Below are 18,887 nucleotides of genomic sequence, written 5' to 3'. Positions count from 1 at the left end.
TGGTGGAGGCGAGGAGAGTCGAACTCCTGTCCAAAAGCATTGTATCATAAGTTTCTCCGAGTGCAGTTTGTATTTTGAAATTCGCTCCTTTGACGCCTACAAACAGGCTTCTTAGTTGCTATCTCGATAAAATTCCCATGGTAGCCTCCGAGAATTGGCTATTAGGTATCCCACTATTGGCCCTTTGTAAATCCCGCGGGATTAGATAAACAAAGGGTTAGCATTAAGCTGCTAAAGCGTATTCGTTGTTTGCTTTTATATTTAATAAAAGTTTCACCTTACTAACGGGTTGATGAACCCCCGACTCGCTACCTATGCTACACCTACCCCTGTCGAAACCTTTACGCCCCCAGGTGGTGCAACATTTCATTGCCTACTAAATATACCATATTTAAGCTTAAAAGACAACTTAGCTTAATAATCGCGTTGTCGTTCTTTAAACGCTCTATCAATTTCACGCTTAGCATCTTTTTCTGCTAAATCTTGTCGTTTGTCATAATTTTTCTTACCGCTTGCTAAGCCTAATTCCAGTTTAGCTTTACCTTTTTTAAAGTAAATCTTTAGCGGAACTAAAGTATAACCTTTTTCTTTGGTTTGACTAAATAATTTTATAATCTCGGCTTTATGCATTAACAGCTTTCTTATTCTCAGCGGTTCATGATTAAATCTATTTCCTTCTTCATACGGGCTGATGTGCATATTATGCAAGCTGATTTCACCATCTCGCACCAAGGCAAAGCTGTCTTTTAAATTAGCTTTGCCGGCACGTAGTGATTTTACTTCGGTACCGGTTAAAACCATGCCGACCTCAAACACTTCATGGATATGAAAATCATGGCGTGCTTTGCGGTTTTCTGTTGCGATTTTTATTCCATCTTTCTTCTTTTCCATATTATCACCATTTATAATTATTTTTTCTTCTTATTTTTATGCGGTAGTGGTTTGCGTTTTTTCTGTTTTTTACTACTCTTAACTTTAGGTTTGATACCATTATAGTTTTTCTTATTTTCTTTGGCTTCACCAAAATCTACAATTATGCTATCGCCACTTGCTTTAGGTTTGTTACCATTACTCCGCCTTTGCTTGTTATCATCTTTATTTTTCTTAGCTGATTTTGATTTTCCTAAGAATTTTTTCTCCGGCATTGGTCTTGGAATATATTGACCATTGTCAGCAATAATAAAATCAATATTGCGTTCTTCAATATTAGCATTTGCAACGATTATTTCGACTTGATCGCCTAAACGGTAAACTTTTTTCGTATGTTCTCCAATTAAGGCATATTGCTCTTCCACATATACATAGTAATCATTTTGCATTGAAGAAACTCGTACCAAGCCTTCAACACCACTTTCTAATTCTACAAAGATACCAAAGGCTGTAACACCGTTGATAATACCCATAAAATGTTGACCAATAAATTGCGTCATATACTCCACTTTTTTCAAGTCAACAGTTTCGCGTTCTGCCTCAGCTGCAGCCCGTTCTCGTTGTGAAGCGTGAAGGGCTATTTCCGGTAAAATTGCTGTTAATTTTTGTTTGCGCTTCTCGGAAATATCACCGGTTCTAAAAGTTTCACGTAATAAGCGATGGACAATTAAGTCCGGATAACGCCTGATCGGTGAAGTAAAGTGCGTATAATATGTGGCTGCCAACCCAAAATGACCAATATTTTCAGCCTCATACCGCGCCTGCTTTAATGATCTTAACATTACAGTGCTGATAATTCGTTCTTCCGGTTTACCGGCAACCTTTTTTAAGATATTTTGCAATTCCTTTGGTCTGATTTCATCACTTTTCGGAATATTTTGACCAAAGTTATGTAATAAGTTATTTAACTTATCAATTTTCCCTTGCTCCGGTTGTTCATGAACCCTAAAAACAAATGGCATTTTAATTTTGTGCATATGTTGCGCAATAGTTTCATTGGCAATTAACATAAACTCTTCAATAATTGATTCTGAAAGGGAACGAACTCTTTTTACTAGTTCAATCGGTTTTCCGGTATCATCTAACTTCACTTTTATTTCCGGGAAATCAAAATCTACCGCGCCTCGTTGCATTCTATGATTACGCAAGATATGACATAGTCGTTCCATATTTTCTAGTGGTTCCATTAGCTTAGCATGCTCTTGGCGTAAGGCTTCATCATTATCAACTAATATTTGCCGAACAATGTTATAGGTTAATCTAGTATGAACTTTTATAATACTAGGGAAAATCTCATATTTTAAAACTTTACCACGATAATCTATTTCCATTTCAATTGACATTGCCAATCTATCTTCACCGGCATTTAAGCTACAAATTCCGTTTGATAATCGGCGCGGTAACATTGGTAATACTCGATCCACTAAATATACACTAGTTCCTCGTTCTCTCGCTTCTTTATCAAGTGGCGTATTCTCTCTAACGTAGTAACTAACATCAGCAATGTGAACTCCCAGTAAAAAATTGCCGTTAGCTAGTCGTTCAATGTAGATTGCATCATCCAAATCTTTAGCATCATCGCCGTCAATTGTTACAATGATCTTATCGCGCAAATCCCGACGATTCTCACTCTCATCCACCAGTACCTGCTCCGGCACTTTGTTAGCTTCTTGCTCAACTTCAGCTGGAAACTCCATTGCTAAATCGTGTTTTTTAATTATTGACAAAATCTCAATACCAACGTCACCTTTATAGCCTAAAACTTCTACAATTTTCCCTTCGGCACTACGTTGTTTGTCCGGCCAATTAATAATTTCAACAACTACTTTTGCTCCAACTTTGGCTTTGTTAAAGTTTTCTCGAGCAACAAAAATATCTTGACCAATTCTTTTGTCATCGGGAATTACAAAGCCGAAGTTTTTACTGGCATCAAAGGTTCCAATAATTTTTTTATTGGCTCTGTTTACAATCCGAACAATTTCACCTTCGCGTGAACGTCCGGCTAAATTTTGTCGATTAACTCTGGCAATAACAACATCATTATGCATTGCGGTTTTTAAATCATCTTGCGCAATATATAAATCACTTTCATCTTCAGTTAATGGATTTTCAGGGATAACAAACCCAAAGCCCTTACTGCTAAGACTTAAACGCCCGACTACCAAACTCATTTTTTCTGGTATCCCATATTTATCATAGCGTGTTTTAAATATTTTAGCGTCATGCTCTAATTCTTCCAGTGCACGCCAAAATTCTATTAATTCTTTGCCTCTAATTTCCATTTCCAGTGCTAAATCTTCGGCATTTAACGGTTTATAAGCACTTTCTTGCATAAATAAAAGAATCTTCTCTTTTAAATTCATATACTTTCCTCCAGGCTAGCGCCTAGCTTTCTTTTAATCTTGTAGAGCTACGATAGTTTTTCCCTCAGCCGTAACACTACCATCGGCTAAAATTATTTTGCCTAGCATCTCTACCATTTTTCCTTTTTGATTGATAACTTCACCTTGTACTGTTAGTTTTTCACCAATCGGCGTTGGTCGCCGAAAGCGCACCTCCAGCTTAGCAGTAACTGCTTTATAACCTTTATAGTACATATAGCCGGCTGTTATTTCATCAATAAGCGTACTGACAATGCCACCATGTAAAACACCATCATAGCCCTGATAATTAGTAGTAGGAATAAAATCAGCCAAATACTTGTTATTCTCTTCGCGAAATTTTAATTTCAAGCCAATTGGGTTATTTTCTCCACAAACAAAACAATTGCTATTTTCTGCTCCTTGTGCCACAATCTTCACCCTCTTTTATTTTTCGATAAATCTTAAGGCTTCCTTAAAGACAATATCACGTTCTTTATCTAAGGTTATTACATGACCTGATTCCTCAAGCCATACTATTTTTTTCTCAGTTGAAGCGATATTTTGATATAAACATTTTGCACTGTTTACTTTTATCGTATGGTCTTTTTTACTTTGCATAATAAGAATCTTATTATTAAATTTCGGCAAGCTATTTTTTGTTTCTGCTACCAACTCAAACAACTGATGAATTGATAATAATGGCATTTGGTTATAGGCCACTAAGTATTTCGGTTCAACAGCAAATTCACGTCTTAATTTGGGAATAAATTGACCTTGGCAATACTCTTTTGGTGGCAACTCCCGTCCTCTAGTAATAATATTAAAAGGCGTACTCATCACCAGTACTTTTTTTATGTTAAATTCAAGGCTTAACTTAATGGCTAATAAGCCCCCCATTGATAAACCCATCACATGAATTTCATTACAACAATTTTTTAATAAATGGTAAGCATCTACTACACTGTTATACCAATCTTCTTTGGTTGTATGTTCCAAATCTTCAACGCTGGTACCATGTCCGGTTAATCGTGGTGCCATAACTGTATATTGATGATTATGTAAAAATTCACCTAATAGTGCTATCTCCGCCGGTGAACCGGTAAAGCCATGTACTAATAATATCCCAGTATTGCCGCCTTTTAAAATAAACGGCTCTGCTCCTTTTAAGATCGACAATATAAAAACCTCCAAAGTAATGTAAGCTATCTCTATTTCTTTAACTTCATCATAATAATATTATATTTAAAAGCAGATTAACTTGCAAAGTAAGTTAATCTGCTTTTTACTAGAACAGTAAAAATGGTGCAATAATCAATGAAATAGTCCCGGCAACCTTTATTAATGGATTCATGGCCGGGCCTGCTGTATCTTTAAAAGGATCACCAATCGTATCTCCAATAACGGCTGCACTATGAGCAATACTACCCTTACCGCCATATTGTCCCGCTTCAATATATTTTTTAGCATTATCCCAAGCCCCACCGGCGTTTGACATAAATATTGCTAATAAGATTCCAGTAATTGTTATTCCTACTAAAAAACCAGCTAATGCTTTTGATCCTAACAAGAACCCTACAATAATCGGAGTAGCTACCGCTAATAACCCCGGAATCATCATTTCTTTAATCGCAGCTTTAGTGCTGATATCAATACATTTAGCATAATCGGGACTCTCTTCACCTTCAAACAGTCCCGAAATTTCTTTAAACTGTCGCCGTACTTCAGCAATCATTTCATAAGCGGCCTTGCTCACAGCTTCAATCGTTAGTGCACAAATTAAAAACGGTAAAGTTCCACCTAAAAACACCCCAATAAACACACCGGGATCTAGTAAATTAACTGTGAAATGACCATCCACAATCAAGCTTTTTAAGTTATGGTTTTTCGTTATTTCTTCCGCAAACGCGCTAAATAAGGCCATTGCCGTCAATGCTGCCGAACCAATTGCAAAGCCCTTCGCAATCGCGGCGGTGGTGTTACCAACAGAATCCAGTTTATCGGTCACCACTCTTACCTTATAATCTAGTTTTGCCATTTCAGCAATGCCCCCGGCATTATCAGCAACCGGACCAAACGAATCAATTGCCACCACCATTCCGGCTGTACATAACATCCCCATTGCCGCCATCGCAATACCATAAATTCCGGCAAAGTGAAACGACCATAAAGTTGCTCCTAAAATTACAATAATCGGTATTACTGTGCTTTTTAAACCGGTTGATAAACCACTTAAAATATTGGTAGCTACCCCCATCTGTGATGCTTCGGCAATTTTTTGCGTAGGTTTATAAGCACTTGAGGTATAATACTCTGTCACTAAGCCAATTGTAAAATTAACAAATAAACCGGCAGCAATTGCTAAAAATATTTCTTGCCCCTTATTGCCGAAAATATCAACTGCCAAGACATATGCCGCCAGAGCTGTAATTAAATTTGTTCCCCAAATCCCTGTATTAAGAGCTCTTTGAACATTAGTATCACCATTAAGATTAACAAAAAAGAAACTAATTAAAGTTGCCATAATCCCAATAGCGCCCAATAAGAGCGGATAAATAACACCATTAAGGCCATAAACACTATTACCGATAAGCATAGCGGCAATAGTAGTAGCACCATAAGATTCAAATAAGTCTGCCCCCATCCCAGCCGTATCACCGACATTATCACCAACATTATCAGCAATTACTGCGGGATTACGAGGATCGTCTTCTGGAATACCAGCTTCAACTTTTCCAACTAAATCAGCACCAACATCAGCTGCTTTGGTAAATATCCCACCACCAACTCTAGCAAAAAAAGCTATTGCACTTGCCCCAAAAGCAAAACTATTGATAATTACAGTATCTCTGAAAATTATATACAGCATTGATACACCTAATAAGCCTAACCCGACAACCGACATCCCCATGATACTGCCGGCTTTAAAAGAAACACTCAGGGCTTGACTAATACCCACAGTTGCAGCTTGAGCCGTTCTCGCATTCGCTTTTGTAGTTGCAGTCATTCCAATATAGCCTGCTAAGGCTGAGCACAACGCTCCAACTGCAAAAGAAATACTAATTTTATAGTTTCCCACTATTAATAAAATCACTGCAATAACCAGTGTAAAGGGCAATAAAGTTTTATATTGCCGATTTAAAAACGTCATCGCTCCTTGAAATATTATATTTGATAAATATTGCATTCTTTCATTGCCAGGATTTTGAGCTAAAACATTTTTCAATAAACAGGCAGCAAAAAGTAAAGAAATTAATCCTGCTAATGGTGCCAAATATACTAGTTCCATAAAATCCCTCCATAAAAACAAAACGCTCATAATGCTAACCTTAGTTGCTATGAGCGTAAATGCCAAATATTTTATACTAATTTTTTGCTAAAAGAATTGTTACTACTGCAAAAGCTGCTGCTAAAATCATCGTTGCTTTTGCAAGTACTGCATCAAGTCCTCTTGCTTTGCCACCAAAAATAGATTCAGCACCACCGCCAATAGAACCGGACATTCCTGCACTTTTGCTTGATTGCATTACAACTACTATTATTAAAGCAATACAAAGAATTGCTTCAATCACCATTAAAGCTGTGCTCAAAATTCGCACCTCCTCAAAATCTTCTCTATATATTTTACCACAGTTTACAATAAATTAGCAAATAAAATAGACCTCTACATAGTAGAGGTCTAAATAATAACTTAAAATTAAACTGTGTGAACTTTAATCATGTTAGTGTTGCCAGGAGCACCTAAAGTGATACCTGCAGTTACAACTACTAAATCACCTGATGTTAAGTAACCAGCTTCAACGGAGTTTTGTACTGAACCAATAATCATTTCGTCAGTATCGCTCCAACGAGAACCGATAATTGGATATACACCCCAACGAAGATTTAAGCTTCTAGCTGTTTTTTCGTCTGGAGCAACAGCAATGATTGGAGCTTTTGGACGATATTTTGATACCATTTTAGTTGTATAACCACTTTCAGTAGGGGTAACAATTGCTTTAGCATCAATTTCATAAGCAACTTGTACTGTTGCATGGCTGATTGCATCAGTTGTAGTAGGTTGTAATGCAATACCTTTGTTTAATAATAATGCATTGTATTGTAATGAAGACTCAATACGGTTAGCAATTTTATTCATTGTTTTTACGGCTTCTTCAGGATAATCACCGGAAGCAGTTTCACCACTTAACATGATTGCATCAGTGCCATCCATAATAGCATTAGCAACATCACTTGCTTCTGCTCTTGTTGGACGTGGATTATTAATCATGGACTCAAGCATTTGTGTTGCAACGATAACTGGTTTCCCAACAGTATTACATTTATTAATAATCATTTTTTGAATTAATGGTACATCTTCAGCAGGAATTTCAACACCAAGATCACCACGAGCTACCATGATTCCGTCGGAAGCTTCGATGATTTCGTCGATATTGTCAACGCCTTCCATGTTTTCAATTTTAGAGATGATTTCCATTTTGCCGTTGTTATCAGTAATAACTTTACGGATTGCATTAACATCAGCTGCTCTTTGTACGAAAGAAGCGGCAATGAAGTCCATATCTTGAGAAATACCGAAAATAACGTCTTTCACGTCTCTATCAGAAAGTGGTGGTAAGTTTACAGACACGCCAGGTGCTGCAACTCTTTTTAAAGTTCCCATAATACCACTGTTCATGATAGTAGTAACGATATCAGTACCTTGAATTTCTTCAACTGTTAAGCTTACTAAACCATCAGAAAGTAAGATTGTATCGCCAGGTTTAACTTCTGTGCACAGACCTTTATGGCTAACTGCAACTTTAGTTTCATCACCAACGAAATCTTGATCTGCTGTAAGGATTAATTTTTTGCCAGCAACTAATTGCACTTTACCAGCAGCGAATTTACCAAGACGCATTTCAGGACCTTTAGTATCAAGCATTAAAGAAACTGTTTTACCAGTAGCTTTACCAGCTGCTTTTACTAAGTTAATTCTGTTACCGTGTTCAGCATGGTCACCATGTGAAAAGTTGAAACGAGCAACATTCATACCGGAGTTTAATAAATTCTCAATAATTTCTTGTTTTTCTGTACTTGGACCCATTGTACAAACGATTTTTGTTTTTTTAAGCATTCAAATAACCTCTTTATATTATTTTTAATTTATTCTGGCTTTGAGCATAACTCAAAGCCAGAAGTTTAACAGCATATTTTATTTATAAGCTTGGTTTAATAATTGTAATGGATGAATTGCTTTCGTACCGGAACCATGAGTGATTTGAATACGGCAAGTACCGCACTCACAAACAACAGTTTCCGCACTTGATTCCTTAATACGATTAAATAATTTGGAACCAACTTTCATACCAATTTCGTATTTATCAGCTTTCATACCATAGCTTCCAGAGATACCGCAACAACCAGCATCAGCGTTTTCAATTTCTACACCTGGCACTAAGCTTAATACTTCCATTGAAGGTAAACCAAAACCTTGTGCTCTTAAATGACATGGAGGATGGTACATTAATTTAGCATTTGTTGTTTTAAATTCTGTATTTAATTTACCTTCTTCATTTAAGATTTCAAGATATTCAATAGCATCATACATATTCTTAGCATTTACTTCATCAGCATCTAAATGGAATAATTCTTGATATTCTTGTTTAAGCATTAAGCCACAGCTAGTACAAGCCGTAATAACAGGATATCCTTTTTCAGTCCATTTTTTAATGATGGAAAGATTTTTGTCAGCATTTTGTTTTGCTTCATCTAAATAACCACCAGTTACTAATGGAGAACCACAACAAACAAAGTCTTCATCAACAATAACTTCAATGTTATTTTTTTGGAATACTTCCACTAATGCTACGCCAACTTCAGGTTGGTTAGTATTAATGAAACATCCTGGATAAAATACAACTTTTTGTGGGAAGCTAGTTTGTTTAATTCTTTTGAATTTTGCATAGAACGATTCACTAGCAAATGGAGGAAGTGGTGCTTCGTTAGCAAGACCAACAACACCCATCATTCCTAAACCTTTACCAACTTTCATCCCTAAGTTAATCATTGAAGATAAACCAGGTACAGCTGTTGCAAGTTTACCCATACCTTCACCATGTGCTAACATATCATCACATGTTTGTTGTTTATGTTTTTTATGGTAATTTGCACGAGCAATCATATTTAATGTAGAAATTGGTACTCCTGACGGACAGGACATATCGCAATTTTTACAGTTTGAGCAGTATTGTAATGAATTATCTTCATCCGTTACTTGCATTCTAATTCTTTCTAAAGCTGGACCAGTTATTTTCGGTCCACGGAATTTTCTTGTTGCTGCAGTTACAGGACAATGTGCAACACATACTGTACAAGCAGTACATTTATCTGGATCAATCAAATGTTTACTCATTTCTCTTGTGCACCCCTTATAACGATAATGCTGCTTTATAAGCAGTTGCTATTGCGACACCATTACCAGATTTTTCAAAGCAGAAATCATAACCAGCTAAGCTACGACCAACTACTTTTACATTTTTAACTACTTCCATATCTTGTTCATCAACTGGCACTAAACCGGTATTAACTTTAACACCCATCAATGCAAACAATTGTTTTTTATTGGAAATCAAATCTTTATTGGACCATTGAACTTGGTCTGCTGGTGCTGGAATGTCAAAACCAAAAATTGGTTCTACCATTTTACCGATTTGAGCTTCCAAGCCACCACCGTAAACTCCACCATTAGCTAAAATAAAGGATTTAGCATAATATTTACGTTTTCTGTCAAAACCTTCAGTTTCAACATAAACACATTCACCATTTTCAACGTGAGCACTAACAACTTTAGCTTTTTCTACAATGTTTACGCCTAATTTTTTAGCATAATTAGTCATCATCGTCCATAATCTGTAACCAGTTACCGATGGAGGAACTGCTGCACTTTCTACAAAGCGACATGATAATCCTTGCTCTAAAGTATTTAAAACTTTGTAATCTGGTTTAGTTCCTAATACTGGAGGAACAATTAATACCATTCCAGGTTTAGCTGTTGCTTTTAATTTATCAGCAAATTCAGTTTGACCTTCTTTAGTATCTAAGTAACGTGCCACATCCATACAACTGATATCGCGACCATTAGTAAGATCTAAGCCAACATTTACAAATGTAACTTTTTTCGCTTCGCCATAAAACTCTTGTAAGTTTTTAGCTACTAATTTTGCATAGAAATCTTTTAAGCCATTTACGCCAACAACTAAAACTTCTTTAGCTGATTTTAAAGCGTCAGTATCCATTGTTTTTGGCACAAGACAAGTTGGTTTAAAGGAGCCAACTGCTGTTGGAACCCAACGATTTTTTTTCACATCACCTAAGTAAGCATAGCCTTCATTTTCAGTGATTTTTTTGAAATCATTGAACGCTGCACTTGCTACTGCTTTACCAACTTTTGCATAAGGATGCTCAGGGTTGATTTCATTTAAAGCCGCTAACGGATTTTTAACAGGTTGAGCATTATCATCATAACCGATAAAGTCAACAATACCGCCACCGATTGTTAATGTACCAGCACCATAGCTAAGTACAGTTACTTTCTTGCCTTTTCCTGCTGCAACACAAGCAGTTAATAATCCGGATAAACCACTACCAATAACAACTAAATCATTATTCTTCATTATCAATCGCTCCATTTATGTTTAAAGTCGCATCATAAATTCCGCGCGTAAGTTCTGTTTCTCTAGCCATATTACCCCAAAGGACTGGACGAATACCTTTCCAACGTTGCTCTACGAAGTCTTTAAATAGACCTTTAGTATCCATCTTACTTTTGGATTTTAAATCAACTGCATCTAAGTCACCAACAACACCAATTGCACGATAACCACAGAATGCACCTTGGCAAGTTCCCATACCGATACGAGTTCTGCGACGAATGTCACTGATTGTTCTAGTATGAGATTCTTTAGCAATCTCTTCAACTTCAGCCATAGTTACGTTTTCGCATTCGCAAACCAATTCTTTTGTTTCTGGTTTCTCATTCATGCGATTGATAACTCGTTCTAATCTTTCATTACCTAAACGTGAAGCAGCAAGCTCAGAAGCATAAGCTGGGAATACTTTTTTCGCTTTACCCATTAACTCACGGCTTGGATCTTCAACGATTGGCACTTCAGCAGTAGTACATTTAACAGTATTGCCTAATTGACCACATACTAAATCACATACTTTTTCTGCCATTAATCTATAAGTTGTGAATTTACCACCACATACACTGATAAAGTGTTTAACACCATCATGAGCATGATCTAAGCATACGAAACCACGTGATGCTCCACGACCTGCTGCATTAGGGTCAGCACTATAAAGTGGACGAGTACCAGCAAACACACGTAAAATACGATAATCATAAATATTTTCGAAAGTTACTTTACCAACTTCCATCATTTTGATTACTTCTTCAGTAGTTGAAGACGTATCATCTGGAGTCGTTGGAATTGAACTTGTACCTAAAATAGTTATTGAACCATGTGGAACGAAGATATCTGCATCAGATGGTTTATGTAGTCTATGTACCACGCGGTTACAAATACGATGATTGAACGCAATCAATGTACCTTTATCCGGTTTAACATTAACTTTAATACCAGCCATGTTAGCAATTTCTCCGGCCCAAGAGCCAGCTGCATTAATAACAAAGTCACAGGCAATTTTCTCAACTTCACCAGTAAAGCGATCTTTTATCGTTACGCCAGTTACTACACCATTAGTGCTATCAACATTAGTAACCTCTTTGTAAGTTATGCAACGACCGCCATATTTTTTTGCTGACTCAACATTTTGCCAAGTCATTCTGAAGCCATCAATAGCAGCACCCGGTAAACGATATGCTGATAATAATTTACGGCTTAAGTTTGGCTCCATTTTGAAAGCCTCTTCCATTGTAACAGGGATAGTTGGAATACCTACTGCAGCACAAGCTTTTAACCATTCGTGTTCAAACGCTTCATCATCTTCCGGAGCGCGTACGAATAAACTTTCTGTAGCCTCTACACAGTGCTTACCAATTCTACGTAAGATTGTATTTTCTTCAATACACTCTCTTGCCGCTTCTGCATCCTTAACTGCATAACGACCACCACTATGAAGTAAACCATGGTACCTCGAGCTTGTTCCGTAGCCAAGATCATCTCTTTCGATTAAAAGAGCATCAACTCCGCGCATTGATAAGTCACGAAGGATACCAACTCCAGTAGCTCCACCACCAATTACCACAACTGTTGCTTTTTGCATTCTTTGACTCTCCTTTGTAAAAAAATAGAACAAACATATTAATTTTTAATTAATAATTTAACGCTTGCTCTTAATTAAGTTAATACTGTCTTATTTCACTGCAACCTGCAAAATAAGCAAACCAAAACAAGACAACAATGTTGTCCGTTTCGGATTATAAAGTCTTATTTAGCGCAAATATTTACGCCATATATTATTATAATAGGTTATGTAATTTAGGGCAATACTTTTATCTTAAATTATTCATTATTTTAGCATTTTAAAGCGTTGTAAATAAATAACTTAAATTATCGGTTGCAAAATCTTTATTATATAAGGATTTTTAAACTTTCACAAAACGAAACAGGGGTAAATCCCCTGTTTCATTATTATTAAAATGAAATTATTTCACTAAGGCTGCCGCTTTTCTTACTACTTCATAATCGGCATCTTTTGCTTTTACGAAACCATTAATATGAGTTTTAGTCATAAATGGATTTTCTTTATCTGTTGTTGCCATAAAGGCTTCATTAATTTTATCTGCCAATTCTTGCTCAAAGCCAGGTCTAGCCGCAATCGCATCTTTTGGAATCGGATCAGTGCTGGAGATAATTTCAAAATCATTTAAGTTAACACCAGACGCACCAACTCTTTCTAATGCTTCGGAGTACGTCGCGCCAGCATCTAACGAGCCATTTAATACACCTTCGATTACTCGATCATGGCTACCCACAAATAAAGTTTCGCCAAAGAAAGATTTCGGATCTTTACCACTAGCTGCTAATAATGCTCTAGGATATACATACCCAGAAGCAGATTTCGAGTCAACAAAACCGAAACGTTTTCCTTTTAAATCATCAATGGTTTTATAACCCTTATCTTTACGGGCAATAATATAGCCCGTATATGATGTTGCTTTATTAACAATCGGAGTAACCAATGGTAATACGTTTCCTTTTTCTTTTGCAGAAACATAAGCAAATGGCGAGAACCAACCAATATCAACCGTTCCTTGTAATAAGGTACGGCCTAAGGCATCATAATCAGTTACGATAATAACTCTTGCTTTATAGCCAATTTTTTCTGCTACTAACTCTAAAATCGGTACATATTGTTCTTTAATCACACTTGGCGCCACAAACGGATTTACCCCAAAGATGATTTCATTATCTTTCTTAAATTTAACAGCTATTTCTTGTAAAGTATCGGAGGTAACTAGCATGCTTTTAGCATAGCCTAAGATATCTTCAATACTTTGTTCTTGCCCTTGAACTCTTGTTAATGATTCTTGAGTGCTACCGGCAATTTCTACAGTAGCATGGCCAATTGTTTCAATCACTTTAGCCATTTGTTCAGTCGTTTCGCGTTGATTTTCCGAAAGCTCACATAAGCCATTTACTGTATTTTCCATCGTGTGAACATCACTAACCAAACCGCGCATTGCATCAGCTGAATTTCTTGTTAACTCTTCTACTTCTTTTAATTTGTTATTACCAGCTTGCATGTTTTTCGTAATTTCTTGAGTTTGTGAAGTTATTTCGGTAACGATATCTTCAATTTCTTTAGTAGTCAATTCACTTTCACCGGCAAGTTTTCTAACTTCATCCGCCACTACGGCAAACCCTCTGCCATTTTCACCGGCACGTGCTGCTTCAATCGCCGCATTAAGTGCTAATAAATTTGTTTGGCTGGCAATTCCTCTTATTTTAACAACGAAGTCATTAATTTTAGCCGAGGCAATATTTAGCTTTTCTACATCATTAACTGCCGTTTGCACAATGTTAGTAACATTTTGCATTGTTTGACTTACTTCGCTAATATGAACTTGGTGTTTTTGAGCCAAGCTTGATGATGCTTTACACTGTTCAAAGGTTTCCAGCGATGATTTTGAAACATTGCCGGCAGAAGAAGCAATTTCTTCTAACCCTGCAGTTGCTTCTTCAATATTACTAGCATTTACCTCAGTTTGATTTCTGATCGAAACTGATAAATCAGCAACCTTACTTAACAATGCTTTATATTGATTAACACCCCACGCTAATTGTTGTGATGAAAATGCTAAATTTTCAGCCATATCCAACATATTAAAATCTGATATCTCATTTGTTGATTTTTTCACCATTGGTCGAGCTGAAGAAACAGGTTTTACTTCGGCTTTGATTGGTGGAGCTGGTTCATTTTTATTCACAAAAAAAGCTACTACACCTGCCAATATTACTAATAAGGCCAGTGCTGCCATAAAACTATTAGTTTGTCCATAAGTAAAAATACTAATAATGCCAACTACAATAGTAACTATTGCTTGTTTAACCGCGATTTGCATTTGTTCTACCCCCTAAATTGTTAAATATCAAGACAGAAGATTTTATTTGTCAAAAGCCTCCTTCACTAACTAGTAAACTATGAGGGATTTATAGGTCTTTTAACCTTATTTTTATCTTTAATATATATTTATACGCGTTTTTGATTTTTCCTTCTAATTAATCAAAAAAAGTATTAAAAAATAGAAAAAATGTCGAAAATAGCATTGTGTTTTTTGCTAATTTTCGACATTTATCCTTTGAACCTTAAAAACTGCTATTATTTAGTTTTTAAGTTGTAAAAAACATTCTTCTGTTCATATTTTCCAACAACACATAATTCTTCTTCAATTCGTAATAATTGATTGTATTTCGCAATTCTATCGCTACGGGTTGGAGCTCCGGTTTTAATTTGTCCGGCATTAACCGCTACGGCAATATCAGCAATAGTTGCATCTTCAGTTTCACCCGAGCGATGTGAAATAACGCAAGTGTAACCTGCTCTTTTAGCCATTTCAATCGTTTCAAAAGTTTCAGTTAATGTTCCAATTTGATTAACTTTGATTAAGATAGAATTTGCAATATCTTGATCAATACCCATTTTTAAGCGTTTAGTATTTGTTACAAACAAATCATCGCCTACTAATTGAATTTTGTCGCCAAGTTTTTCAGTAAGAAGTTTCCAACCTTCCCAATCATCTTCCGCCATCCCATCTTCAATCGAAATGATTGGATATTTAGCTACTAACTCTTCATAAAAAGCAACCATTTCCGCTGCTGTTTTCGTAATACCTTCACCGGCTAAGTTATATTTACCATCTTGATAAATTTCCGATGATGCTACATCCATTGCTAAGAAAATATCTTCACCTGGTTTATAGCCAGCTTTTTCAATCGCTTCAATAATAACTTTTAGTGCTTCTTCATTTGATGATAAGTTTGGCGCAAATCCACCTTCATCACCAATTGCAGTATTTAGACCGCGTCCCTTTAATACCGCTTTTAAGCTATGATAAACTTCTGCTCCCATTCTTAAAGCTTCTCTAAAAGTAGGTGCACCCACAGGCATTATCATAAATTCTTGAATATCAACATTATTATCAGCATGTTCGCCACCATTTAAGATATTCATCATTGGCACTGGTAATTCTTTAGCATTAAAACCACCTAAATATTGATATAGCGGTAATCCTAAAGATTGTGCTGCCGCTTTTGCTACAGCCATCGATACTCCTAATATAGCATTGGCTCCTAATTTACCTTTGTTAGCACTGCCATCAAGATCAATCATTAATAAATCAATCCCTGCTTGATCAGTAGCATCAAAGCCAATTAATTCCGGTGATATTATTGTGTTGACATTATCAACCGCCTTTAATACACCTTTTCCTAAGTAGCGACTTTTATCTCCATCACGTAATTCAACCGCTTCATGAACACCAGTTGATGCTCCCGACGGAACAGCAGCTCTACCAACAGTCCCATCTTCTAAAAACACCTCTACCTCAATTGTCGGATTGCCTCTTGAATCCATGATTTCTCTTGCAAAAATGTCATTTATTATCGTCACTTTACATTCCTCCTATAAATAACTTCTTTTTAAATATATCACACTTTTCTGAAAATTTTAAGACCTATTTAAAAATAATTATTAAAATAAAAAGGTTATGAAAAAATAAATTTTTCCATAACCTTTTAGTAACAATACTATTTTATTAAACTTTTTCCAGTCATTTCAGTTGGAACAGTTACACCAGCAAACGTCAATATTGTTGGTGCAATATCAGCTAAACTACCTGGTTGTAAAGTTTTGCCTTTTAAAGTTTCGCCAACTGCCACAAATGGAACTTTATTAGTTGTATGAGCAGTGAATGGACCGTGCGTTACAGGGTCTTCCATCAACTCTGCATTACCATGGTCAGCTGTAATAAATACCGCTCCACCAACGTCTTGCATTGCTGCTACAACTCTTCCCAAACAAGTGTCAACAGTTTCTACAGCTTTCACCGCAGCACTCATAACACCAGTATGACCAACCATATCACAGTTAGCAAAATTCAAGATAATAACATCATGATTTTTTGCTGTTATTTCTGCTACAACTTTATCAGTTACTTCAATCGCACTCATTTCTGGTTGCAAATCATAAGTTGCAACTTTCGGTGAGGAAACTAAAATTCTTTCTTCACCTGCCAAGCTTGTTTCTTCTCCGCCATTGAAGAAGAAAGTTACATGAGCGTATTTTTCAGTTTCCGCAATACGAAGTTGTTTTAAATTTTCTTTTGCCAAAACCTCACCTAACGTATTAGTTAAACGTTGTGGCTTGTAAGCAACTTCAACATTCAGTCCATCTTCATATTGAGTTAATGTAGCAAAAGCAAGTGGCAAATAGCCTTTTTTGCGAGCAAAACCGTCAAATTCAAGATCAGTAAACACTCTTGTTAATTGTCTAGCTCTGTCCGGACGGAAGTTAAAGAAAATAACACCATCATTTTCTTGCATCCCGTCATAATTACCAATAGCAGTCGGAAGAACAAACTCATCCGTAACTTCAGCTTGATACGATGCTTTAACAGCTTCAGTTGCACTAAGAGCTTTATTGCCTTCAGCACAAGCTATTGCTAAATATGCTTTTTCAACTCTATCCCAACGTTTGTCACGATCCATTGCATAATAACGACCTGCTACAGTAGCAATTTGTCCTGCACCAATTTCAGCAATTTTCTCTTCCAATTGAGCAACAAATTTCTCTGCACTAGACGGCGGAACATCGCGTCCATCCAAAAAGGCATGAATATAAACTTTCTCAACGGAATTTCTTTTTGCTAACTCAATCAAGGCAACTAAATGATTAATATGGCTATGAACACCACCATTAGATACCAACCCCATTAAATGAAGTGCAGAATTATTTTTCTTAACATTTTCTACTACTGATTTTAAAACATCATTATTATAAAATTCACCTTCGCGAATTGCTTTAGTGATTCTAGTTAATTCTTGATATACTACGCGACCTGCCCCGATGTTTAAGTGACCAACTTCAGAGTTACCCATTTGTCCATCCGGCAAGCCAACTGCTTCACCAGAACATTCAAGCGCAGTTGTTGGATATTCTTGTAGTAATGCTGTCATATTAGGCGTTTTAGCAGCAACAATGGCATTTGATGGATCATCTTGTTTACCTAGACCCCATCCATCTAAAATAACCAAAGCAACCGGAGCTTTTAATGTACTCATATTTTCATCCACCTAAATTAAAATTTCACGATTTGACTGAAGTCTTCAGCTTTAAGAGAAGCACCACCAACTAAAGCACCATCGATATCGCTTTTCGCCATTAGGTTGCTAATAGTCGCAGGTTTTACACTACCGCCGTATTGAATTCTAACTTTATCAGCAGCTTCTTGACCAAAAAGATCAGCAATTGTTTTACGGATAAAAGTACAAACTTCATTAGCTTGATCATCAGTAGCAGTTTTACCTGTACCAATAGCCCAAACTGGTTCGTAAGCAATTACTAAGCTTGCAACTTCTGCAGCTGTTAAATCAGCTAAATCAGCTTTAACTTGATCGCCAACGATTTTTTCAGTGATATTAGCTTCACGCTCTTCTAATGTTTCACCACAACATACGATTGGAATAATTCCAGCCGCTAATGCCGCTTTAGTTCTTTTATTTACAGTTTCATCAGTTTCAGCAAAGTATTGACGACGTTCGCTGTGACCAACTACAACATATTCTACGCCGATTTCTTTTAACATCGCAGCAGAAATTTCACCAGTAAAAGCACCTTTAGCTTCCCAATGAATATTTTGTGCTCCAACTTTAACGTTAGTACCTTGAGCTGCTTCTTTAGCTGCTGCAAGAGCAGTGAAAGGCGCGCATACTACTACTTCCGCTTGAGCATCAGCTACTAATGCCGCTAAATCTTTAACTAAAGTTTTAGCCTCAGCCATTGTATTGTGCATTTTCCAGTTACCAGCAATTATTGGTTTACGCATTATAAAATCCCCCTAAAATTTATATTTATTTTTAAAATTATAAA

At 36.4% G+C, this 18,887-nt stretch carries 14 protein-coding genes and 1 other RNA gene; all 15 read right to left on the bottom strand.

The genetic code is table 11. From position 1 onward, the window contains the following. Nucleotides 1-351: a transfer-messenger RNA gene (ssrA, locus tag KBI38_01595) on the bottom strand. Nucleotides 352-414: 63 nt separating this feature from the next. Beyond that, nucleotides 415-891: an SsrA-binding protein SmpB gene (gene smpB / locus KBI38_01590; protein MBP8628754.1), complete on the bottom strand. Its 477-nt coding sequence runs from the start codon at nucleotides 889-891 to the stop codon at nucleotides 415-417. 17 nt (nucleotides 892-908) lie between these two features. Next, nucleotides 909-3,293, bottom strand: a complete 2,385-nt coding sequence (rnr, locus tag KBI38_01585; GenBank protein MBP8628753.1) for a ribonuclease R — start codon at nucleotides 3,291-3,293, stop codon at nucleotides 909-911. 33 nt (nucleotides 3,294-3,326) lie between these two features. Continuing rightward, nucleotides 3,327-3,722 (bottom strand): PaaI family thioesterase, encoded by a 396-nt coding sequence (locus tag KBI38_01580; GenBank protein ID MBP8628752.1) that lies wholly within the window; start codon nucleotides 3,720-3,722, stop codon nucleotides 3,327-3,329. A 15-nt stretch (nucleotides 3,723-3,737) separates the two neighbouring features. Then, nucleotides 3,738-4,463, bottom strand: coding sequence for an alpha/beta fold hydrolase (locus KBI38_01575; protein ID MBP8628751.1), 726 nt, complete (start codon nucleotides 4,461-4,463; stop codon nucleotides 3,738-3,740). A 115-nt stretch (nucleotides 4,464-4,578) separates the two neighbouring features. Beyond that, nucleotides 4,579-6,579 (bottom strand): sodium-translocating pyrophosphatase, encoded by a 2,001-nt coding sequence (locus KBI38_01570; protein ID MBP8628750.1) that lies wholly within the window; start codon nucleotides 6,577-6,579, stop codon nucleotides 4,579-4,581. A gap of 76 nt (nucleotides 6,580-6,655) precedes the next feature. Then, the gene (secG, locus tag KBI38_01565; protein ID MBP8628749.1) at nucleotides 6,656-6,880 is read right to left on the bottom strand and encodes a preprotein translocase subunit SecG; all 225 of its coding nucleotides are present in this window, start codon (nucleotides 6,878-6,880) and stop codon (nucleotides 6,656-6,658) included. Between the two features lie 107 nt (nucleotides 6,881-6,987). Further along, the gene (gene pyk / locus KBI38_01560; protein MBP8628748.1) at nucleotides 6,988-8,406 is read right to left on the bottom strand and encodes a pyruvate kinase; all 1,419 of its coding nucleotides are present in this window, start codon (nucleotides 8,404-8,406) and stop codon (nucleotides 6,988-6,990) included. Nucleotides 8,407-8,484: 78 nt separating this feature from the next. Next, nucleotides 8,485-9,684, bottom strand: coding sequence for an anaerobic glycerol-3-phosphate dehydrogenase subunit C (locus KBI38_01555; protein ID MBP8628747.1), 1,200 nt, complete (start codon nucleotides 9,682-9,684; stop codon nucleotides 8,485-8,487). A 16-nt stretch (nucleotides 9,685-9,700) separates the two neighbouring features. Then, nucleotides 9,701-10,945 (bottom strand): anaerobic glycerol-3-phosphate dehydrogenase subunit B, encoded by a 1,245-nt coding sequence (gene glpB, locus KBI38_01550; GenBank protein ID MBP8628746.1) that lies wholly within the window; start codon nucleotides 10,943-10,945, stop codon nucleotides 9,701-9,703. Next, complete coding sequence (gene glpA / locus KBI38_01545; protein MBP8628745.1) at nucleotides 10,935-12,560, bottom strand: anaerobic glycerol-3-phosphate dehydrogenase subunit A; 1,626 nt, start codon at nucleotides 12,558-12,560, stop codon at nucleotides 10,935-10,937. The genes glpB and glpA overlap by 11 nt, the downstream gene beginning before the upstream one ends. Before the next feature lie 382 nt (nucleotides 12,561-12,942). Next, nucleotides 12,943-14,862 (bottom strand): phosphate/phosphite/phosphonate ABC transporter substrate-binding protein, encoded by a 1,920-nt coding sequence (gene phnD, locus KBI38_01540; GenBank protein ID MBP8628744.1) that lies wholly within the window; start codon nucleotides 14,860-14,862, stop codon nucleotides 12,943-12,945. Between the two features lie 257 nt (nucleotides 14,863-15,119). Further along, complete coding sequence (gene eno / locus KBI38_01535; protein MBP8628743.1) at nucleotides 15,120-16,409, bottom strand: phosphopyruvate hydratase; 1,290 nt, start codon at nucleotides 16,407-16,409, stop codon at nucleotides 15,120-15,122. A gap of 137 nt (nucleotides 16,410-16,546) precedes the next feature. Then, nucleotides 16,547-18,079, bottom strand: coding sequence for a 2,3-bisphosphoglycerate-independent phosphoglycerate mutase (locus KBI38_01530; protein MBP8628742.1), 1,533 nt, complete (start codon nucleotides 18,077-18,079; stop codon nucleotides 16,547-16,549). Nucleotides 18,080-18,096: 17 nt separating this feature from the next. After that, nucleotides 18,097-18,843, bottom strand: a complete 747-nt coding sequence (locus KBI38_01525) for a triose-phosphate isomerase (GenBank protein MBP8628741.1) — start codon at nucleotides 18,841-18,843, stop codon at nucleotides 18,097-18,099. Nucleotides 18,844-18,887 lie beyond the last annotated feature (44 nt).

It is taken from the genome of Negativicutes bacterium, assembly GCA_018052945.1.
Taxonomy (GTDB): Bacteria; Bacillota; Negativicutes; order JAGPMH01; family JAGPMH01; genus JAGPMH01.
This window is presented reverse-complemented; position numbering and strand designations above follow the sequence as displayed.

Excerpts from the sequence above, each read along its gene's own strand:
- smpB (MBP8628754.1), bottom strand. The coding sequence starts at position 891 with ATGGAAAAGAAGAAAGATGGAATAAAAATCGCAACAGAAAACCGCAAA.
- rnr (MBP8628753.1), bottom strand. The coding sequence starts at position 3,293 with ATGAATTTAAAAGAGAAGATTCTTTTATTTATGCAAGAAAGTGCTTAT.
- KBI38_01570 (MBP8628750.1), bottom strand. The coding sequence starts at position 6,579 with ATGGAACTAGTATATTTGGCACCATTAGCAGGATTAATTTCTTTACTT.
- pyk (MBP8628748.1), bottom strand. The coding sequence starts at position 8,406 with ATGCTTAAAAAAACAAAAATCGTTTGTACAATGGGTCCAAGTACAGAA.
- KBI38_01555 (MBP8628747.1), bottom strand. The coding sequence starts at position 9,684 with ATGAGTAAACATTTGATTGATCCAGATAAATGTACTGCTTGTACAGTA.
- glpB (MBP8628746.1), bottom strand. The coding sequence starts at position 10,945 with ATGAAGAATAATGATTTAGTTGTTATTGGTAGTGGTTTATCCGGATTA.
- glpA (MBP8628745.1), bottom strand. The coding sequence starts at position 12,560 with ATGCAAAAAGCAACAGTTGTGGTAATTGGTGGTGGAGCTACTGGAGTT.
- phnD (MBP8628744.1), bottom strand. The coding sequence starts at position 14,862 with ATGCAAATCGCGGTTAAACAAGCAATAGTTACTATTGTAGTTGGCATT.
- KBI38_01530 (MBP8628742.1), bottom strand. The coding sequence starts at position 18,079 with ATGAGTACATTAAAAGCTCCGGTTGCTTTGGTTATTTTAGATGGATGG.
- KBI38_01525 (MBP8628741.1), bottom strand. The coding sequence starts at position 18,843 with ATGCGTAAACCAATAATTGCTGGTAACTGGAAAATGCACAATACAATG.